6 protein-coding genes and 1 pseudogene are annotated in these 6,404 nt (G+C 59.0%); 4 read left to right on the forward strand and 3 right to left on the reverse strand.

All coding sequences use genetic code 11. The annotated features are described in order from the left end of the window. Positions 1-33 precede the first annotated feature (33 nt). From sat to FZZ85_RS05270, 4 genes are all read left to right on the forward strand, one after another. Positions 34-1,206, forward strand: coding sequence for a sulfate adenylyltransferase (gene sat / locus FZZ85_RS05255; protein WP_226412886.1), 1,173 nt, complete (start codon positions 34-36; stop codon positions 1,204-1,206). 44 nt (positions 1,207-1,250) lie between these two features. Beyond that, entirely contained in the window at positions 1,251-3,101 is a 1,851-nt protein-coding gene (gene ftsH, locus FZZ85_RS05260) for an ATP-dependent zinc metalloprotease FtsH (protein WP_226412888.1), read from the forward strand. 28 nt (positions 3,102-3,129) lie between these two features. Then, a complete protein-coding gene (locus FZZ85_RS05265) occupies positions 3,130-3,774 on the forward strand; it encodes a bifunctional 4-hydroxy-2-oxoglutarate aldolase/2-dehydro-3-deoxy-phosphogluconate aldolase (RefSeq protein ID WP_226412890.1) in 645 nt (214 codons plus the stop codon). A gap of 62 nt (positions 3,775-3,836) precedes the next feature. Next, positions 3,837-4,304 (forward strand): hypothetical protein, encoded by a 468-nt coding sequence (locus FZZ85_RS05270; protein ID WP_226412892.1) that lies wholly within the window; start codon positions 3,837-3,839, stop codon positions 4,302-4,304. 19 nt (positions 4,305-4,323) lie between these two features. On the opposite strand, the gene aroC is transcribed toward FZZ85_RS05270, so the two are convergent. The 3 genes and pseudogenes from aroC to FZZ85_RS05285 all read right to left on the reverse strand — a co-directional run. Next, positions 4,324-5,418 (reverse strand): chorismate synthase, encoded by a 1,095-nt coding sequence (gene aroC, locus FZZ85_RS05275; RefSeq protein ID WP_226412894.1) that lies wholly within the window; start codon positions 5,416-5,418, stop codon positions 4,324-4,326. A gap of 39 nt (positions 5,419-5,457) precedes the next feature. Beyond that, entirely contained in the window at positions 5,458-5,916 is a 459-nt protein-coding gene (locus FZZ85_RS05280) for a cupin domain-containing protein (protein ID WP_226412896.1), read from the reverse strand. 373 nt (positions 5,917-6,289) lie between these two features. Continuing rightward, positions 6,290-6,404: pseudogene (locus FZZ85_RS05285) on the reverse strand (photosystem II q(b) protein); the annotation flags it as partial.

Consider the following 6,404-nt stretch of genomic DNA (forward strand, 5'->3'; position numbering starts at 1 on the left):
TCTGGGAGAATCGCGCGATCTTTCCATGAAGTCATGACCGCCAGTGCTTCTGCTCCCGCCCAGCGATCCGGTGTGATTGCCCCCTATTGCGGAACGCTGGTCGATCTGATGGTGGGCGAGGCGGATCGTGCCGCTGTGAAAGCCACCGCGACTAAAACGATCGAGTGTTCTGATCGCAATGCCTGTGATGTGGAGCTGCTGTGCGTTGGTGGCTTCTCTCCTCTGCGTGGCTTCATGCACCAGGAGGACTACGACGCTGTGGTCAGTGGTCATCGTCTGGCTGCGGGCCAGCTGTTTGGTCTGCCGATCGTGATGGACACCGATCGCGATGACGTGGTGGTGGGTGACAAGGTGATGCTGACTTACAAGGGCCAGGAACTGGCGGTCCTCGAGGTGGAGGACAAGTGGGAACCCAACAAAGTTGCTGAAGCCAAGGGCTGCTACGGCACCACCTCCATCGAGCACCCTGCGGTTCGGATGATCACGATTGAGCGCAAGTGTTTCTACTTGGGTGGAAGCCTCAAGGGTCTTGCTCTGCCCGAGCGGGTGTTCCCCTGCAAGACCCCGGCTGAGGTGCGTGCAGGCCTGCCCGAAGGCGAGGACGTGGTGGCGTTCCAGTGCCGCAACCCCATTCACCGCGCTCACTACGAACTTTTCACCCGTGCCCTGCATGCACAGAACGTGAGTGATAACGCCGTGGTCCTCGTCCATCCCACCTGTGGTCCCACCCAGCAGGACGACATCCCTGGTGCTGTTCGCTTCCAGACCTATGAACGTCTGGCGGCCGAGGTGAACAACGACAGCATTCGCTGGGCCTACCTGCCTTACGCCATGCACATGGCTGGTCCGCGTGAAGCGCTCCAGCACATGATTATCCGCCGCAACTACGGATGCACCCACTTCATCATTGGCCGCGATATGGCCGGCTGCAAATCGTCTCTGACTGGTGACGACTTCTACGGTCCTTACGACGCGCAGAACTTCGCTAAGGAATGCGCTCCCGAGCTCATGATGGAAACGGTTCCTTCCCTGAACCTCGTCTACACCCAGGAAGAGGGCTATGTGACGGCGGAACATGCCGAAGCCCGTGGCCTGCACGTGAAGAAGCTCAGCGGCACTCAGTTCCGCAAGATGCTTCGTGGTGGTGAGGAAATTCCCGAATGGTTCGCTTTTAAGAGTGTGGTTGAGGTGCTCCGCGCCTCCTGAATGCAGAGAACCGGTTTAACATTCCTTCATCTACGAGGCGACCTGTGAACAAGCGTTGGCGAAATATCGGCCTCGGGGCCCTTTTGGTCTTGGCGATCGTTGTGATTGCACCGGCGTTCGTTGGTGGCGGAGGTGGTAGCCAGCCCCAGGTGAACACCATCCGCTACAGCGAGTTCGTTGAGGCGGTGAAGGATGACCAAATCAGCCGTGTGCTGATTTCTCCGGATCAGGGCACCGCTCAGGTTGTTGAAAACGACGGTCGTCGTGCCCAGGTCAACCTGGCCCCCGATCGTGAGCTGCTCGGTTTGCTGACCGAACACAGCGTCGATATCGCTGTGCAGCCCTCCCGTCAGACCCCTGGCTGGCAGCAGGCTGCTGGAAGTCTTATCTTCCCGATCCTTCTGTTGGGCGGACTGTTCTTCCTATTCCGGCGTGCGCAAGGCGGCGGCGGTGGTAATCCCGCGATGCAGTTCGGCAAGAGCAAGGCACGGGTTCAGATGGAGCCTTCCACTCAGGTGACCTTCACCGATGTTGCCGGCATTGAAGGAGCAAAACTTGAGCTGACCGAGGTGGTCGACTTCCTCAAGAACCCTGATCGCTTCACGGCCGTCGGCGCCAAGATCCCCAAAGGGGTTCTGCTTGTGGGGCCTCCCGGCACCGGCAAGACCCTGCTCGCCAAGGCAGTTGCTGGTGAAGCAGGTGTTCCCTTCTTTTCCATCTCTGGCTCAGAGTTCGTTGAGATGTTTGTTGGCGTTGGTGCCAGCCGTGTTCGCGACCTGTTCGAGCAAGCCAAGAAAAATGCTCCCTGCATCGTCTTTATCGATGAGATTGACGCCGTTGGTCGTCAACGTGGTGCAGGCCTTGGCGGTGGCAACGACGAGCGCGAGCAAACGCTGAACCAGCTCCTGACGGAGATGGATGGTTTCGAGGGCAATACCGGCATCATCATCGTGGCGGCCACCAACCGCCCGGACGTGCTCGATGCCGCTCTAATGCGCCCCGGTCGTTTTGATCGTCAGGTCACAGTTGATCGCCCTGACTACTCCGGACGCCTACAGATTCTCGGAGTTCACGCTCGCGGTAAGACCCTCGCTAAGGACGTCGATCTCGACAAGGTTGCCCGTCGGACACCGGGTTACACCGGCGCTGATTTGGCCAACCTTCTCAACGAAGCCGCCATCCTTGCGGCCCGTCGCGAACTCACCGAAGTGAGCAACGACGAGATCAGTGATGCCATTGAACGTGTGATGGCGGGTCCCGAGAAGAAGGACCGCGTGATGAGCGAGCGTCGCGCCCGCTTGGTTGCTTTTCACGAGGCTGGTCATGCCCTCGTGGGAGCTCTGATGCCGGATTACGACCCTGTTCAGAAGATCTCCATCATTCCCCGTGGTAACGCTGGCGGTCTGACCTTCTTCACCCCCAGTGAAGAGAGGATGGAATCGGGCTTGTATTCACGGGCCTACCTCCAGAACCAGATGGCCGTTGCACTTGGCGGCCGGGTGGCTGAAGAGATTGTCTATGGCGAAGACGAGGTCACCACAGGTGCCTCCAACGATCTTCAGCAGGTTGCTTCAACGGCGCGTCAGATGATCACTCGCTTCGGAATGAGCGACGAACTGGGTCCCGTTGCTCTTGGGCGTGCGCAAGGTGGCATGTTCCTCGGACGCGACATCGCTGCGGAGCGTGACTTCTCTGAGGAAACCGCCGCGATGATCGACAAAGAGGTGTCAGAGCTGGTGGATGTTGCTTACAAGCGCGCTACCAAGGTTCTTGTTGACAACCGAGCCGTTCTGGATGAATTGGCTGAAATGCTCGTTGAGCAGGAGACTGTTGATGCTGAAGAGCTTCAGGAGCTTCTGATCAAACGTGACGTCCGGGTCGCCGAATACGTCTGATTTCGATTCGTCTTCCAACCCTTGGCTGGTGCGGCAGGAGCTCTTTGTGGCTTCCCTGCAGCATCAGCCTCTTTTGTTGGTGATTCGTCCTGAGCCAGACGACCTCGAGGCTTCAGGCTCGGGGTCTGGCTTGTTGGAGCAAGTGCAGCAGCTTCATGCTGCAGGACTGCGACATCTCGAGGTGGCCTGGCTTGACCAGCCAGGCTGGATAGGGTTCATGCAACGAGTGCAGGACCATTGCCCTGAATTGAATCTGGGAGCGGCCTCGGTGACGGTTACCAAGGCGCTCAATGACCTATCGCGGCTGGATCTCAGCTATGCGATGGCTCCTTGCTGGTGCCCGGAGCTTGTTGAGCAGGCCCGAGGGTTTGGGGTCTTGCTGGTGCCTGGGGTCTTCAGTCCCACGGAGGTGCATCAAGCCATGCGGTTCGGCTGTCGTGTCGTCAAACTGTTTCCTGCCGTCAACCTCGGGCCGGGGTATTGGGGCAGCTTGCAGGCACCCCTCGGCCCACTGCCCTTTGTGATTGCCGCTGGTGGTCTTGAGGTGGGCGATCTCCCTGTATGGCTGGAGGCTGGGCATGGCGCTGTGGCTTTGGGCCGCAGAGTGGTGGGATCGCCGCCTGCCTTCAAGGCAATTCTCGACTGGTTGCATCAATCGACAAGCCAGCGCTGATGCCAACGACTGGTCGACATGCGTCCAAGGTGCTACAGATGAGATAGCTATCTAACTGCGTCATGTCGCAGCTCACGATCAAGCTCAGCGACAAGGCCGATGCCCTGATCGCTCAGCTTCAGAAGGAGATTTTCAATCGCCGGCGCAAGAAGGTTTCGGCCGCAGGGGTTGTGGAGACTCTGGTGGAAAGCGGTGCGAAATCGCAGTCCGACAAGCGTTTTGCCACGTCTTGGACGAATCTGATCAAGGACATCGAGAAGGCGGCCAAGCTGTCCTATGCCCACGGCAGCAAGCCATCCACCCTCAGTGACGAGGAGTGGGCCCTGGTGTTGAGTCATCGCAGCCGTGGGGCGACCGGTCGTGCTCGCCGGACAGTGAAGAAAACGATGGCTGCCAAGAAACCAGTCTCAGCCAAGGCTCAGGCCAGCAAAAAGCCCGCTCGACGCATCCGGACCCGCAGCGCGGCAAAGACGAAAGCGGCCGCAGCGGCGGTGAGCTCCAACGCCAGCACAGCGGTGGGTTCCGTTTGATCTGACTTGAGGGTGGTGCTCACCAAAGGCTGCATTGCCCCTGCTGCCTCAGCAGGTGATCAGCCAGAACGAGTGCCACCATCGCTTCAACCATCGGCACGGCCCGAGGCAGAACGCATGGATCGTGCCGTCCTTTCCCTGCGAGTGTGATGGCCTTGCCATCGGAATCGACGGTCTGCTGCTCTTTGCGGATTGTGGCCGTTGGCTTGAAGGCCACCCGGACCACAATTGGCTCACCATTGCTGATCCCCCCCTGGATGCCACCGGAGTTGTTGGTGGCGGTCTTCAGCCGGCCATCGTCGCTTGGCATAAAGGCATCGTTGTGTTCGCTGCCCTTCAACAGCGTTCCATCGAAACCGGAACCAATTTCAAATCCCTTGGTGGCCGGCAACGACATCACAGCTTTGGCGAGGTCGGCTTCGAGTTTGTCGAACACCGGCATGCCCAGGCCAATCGAGGGATGGCGCACCACGCACTCGATCACCCCGCCGCAGGAATCACCCTCGCGGCCAATTGCTTCGATGCGCTCAATCATTCGCTCAGCGATCGCTGGCTCCGGACACCGAACGATGTTGGCCTCCACATCGCTCAGCTGAACCTGCTGCGGGTCGATGCCTGAGGCTTCAATGGTGTGGATCCGCTTCACCCAGGCCAGGATTTCAGTTCCTGCTGCTTGTTTCAGCAGCTGCTTGGCGATCGCACCAGCAGCGACACGGCCGATGGTTTCCCGCGCTGACGCACGTCCCCCACCGCTGCGCGCCTGGATTCCATATTTCGCCTGGTAAGTGGCATCGGCATGGGATGGCCGGAAGGCGACCGCCATGTCCTTGTAATCCCCGGGTCGTTGGTCCTTGTTCCGCACGACCATGGCGATCGGGGTGCCAAGCGTGGTTTTGCCATCCAGCAGGCCACTGAGAATTTCCACCTGGTCCGCTTCCTTGCGCGGGGTGGTGATGTGGCTTTGGCCTGGCTTGCGTCGATCCAGTTCGGCCTGAATCGACTCGACGCTGAGGTTTAGCCGTGGTGGACAGCCCTCAACAATCACACCCACCCCTCCTCCGTGGGATTCACCGAAGGTGCTGATCCGGAAGAGGTCGCCGAAGCTGCTGCCCATGGCCATTGATCGATGTGGTGAGGCTACGAAGCCATCGGTTCAGATCAACTCCGGATGGGGCAATTTCGGACGTTCTGTCGTGGGTTGCTGCCGCGCCATCTCGAAATCACAGAAGTCAAACCCCGGCCCCACACAACAGCTCACCAGGGAGTAATCACCCAGACTCCTTGCCGCCTGCCAGGCGTTGGCAGGAACCACCTTGACGGGGTTGGATGCATGCAAAGCATCACGTTGCAGCCCTGTGCCGTCGGCCTGGCACTGAAAGAGCTCCAGCGTTCCCCCATCAATGTGTGTCCAGACTTCTTCTCCACCTATCACCCGATGCCAGCAACTGGTGGCACCGCCGGGCAGCAAAAACAGAATGACCGTCAAGACAGATCGCTCGGCACCGTCCTGTCGTTGAACTTGGTCTGGGCTGCGATGCAACTCCCGGTACCAGCCCCCCTCCGGATGGGGCATCAAGCCGAGGCGCTGGATCAGTATTTGTGTCTGATTCATTGCAGCCCTGCACGCCTGCGCATGTTCTGCATGTGCTGCCATATCTGGGCTACCCACAGGAAGATCCAGCTCATGCCGATCAGCCAAAACAGTTGAATCTTGGATTAATTCTGGCAAAAGCTCCTTCAGTGAGCGGTCAGCACCTGATTAGCGGTTCAACGTTGCAATAGTTCCCTTTTGCTGAGTCGACTCAAAGCGTTGTTGAGGGGTTGGCAAGCTCTATCTGCACGTCAACTCTGGGACGTGCAATGACGACCTCAGACGGCTCCTCAGTGAAGAGATCGGAAGATAAGAGCTGCATGCACAACAAAAAGCCCCCTCCGAGGAGGGGGCTTTCCGATTCAGTTGATCTGAATCGTTAGTTGATTCCAGATCAACCGATGGCAGGAGCCTGCAGAGCCACAGGAGTGGACTCAGCAGCAGCCAGGTCGAGGGGGAAGTTGTGAGCGTTGCGCTCGTGCATCACTTCCATGCCGAGGCCGGCACGG

The organism is Synechococcus sp. MU1642, assembly GCF_020514115.1.
GTDB lineage: Bacteria > Cyanobacteriota > Cyanobacteriia > PCC-6307 > Cyanobiaceae > Parasynechococcus.

What these genes read in the sequence shown, in the direction of transcription:
- FZZ85_RS05280 (WP_226412896.1), bottom strand. Translation starts at nt 5,916, where the DNA reads ATGAATCAGACACAAATACTGATCCAGCGCCTCGGCTTGATGCCCCAT.
- aroC (WP_226412894.1), bottom strand. Translation starts at nt 5,418, where the DNA reads ATGGGCAGCAGCTTCGGCGACCTCTTCCGGATCAGCACCTTCGGTGAA.
- sat (WP_226412886.1), top strand. Translation starts at nt 34, where the DNA reads ATGACCGCCAGTGCTTCTGCTCCCGCCCAGCGATCCGGTGTGATTGCC.
- FZZ85_RS05270 (WP_226412892.1), top strand. Translation starts at nt 3,837, where the DNA reads ATGTCGCAGCTCACGATCAAGCTCAGCGACAAGGCCGATGCCCTGATC.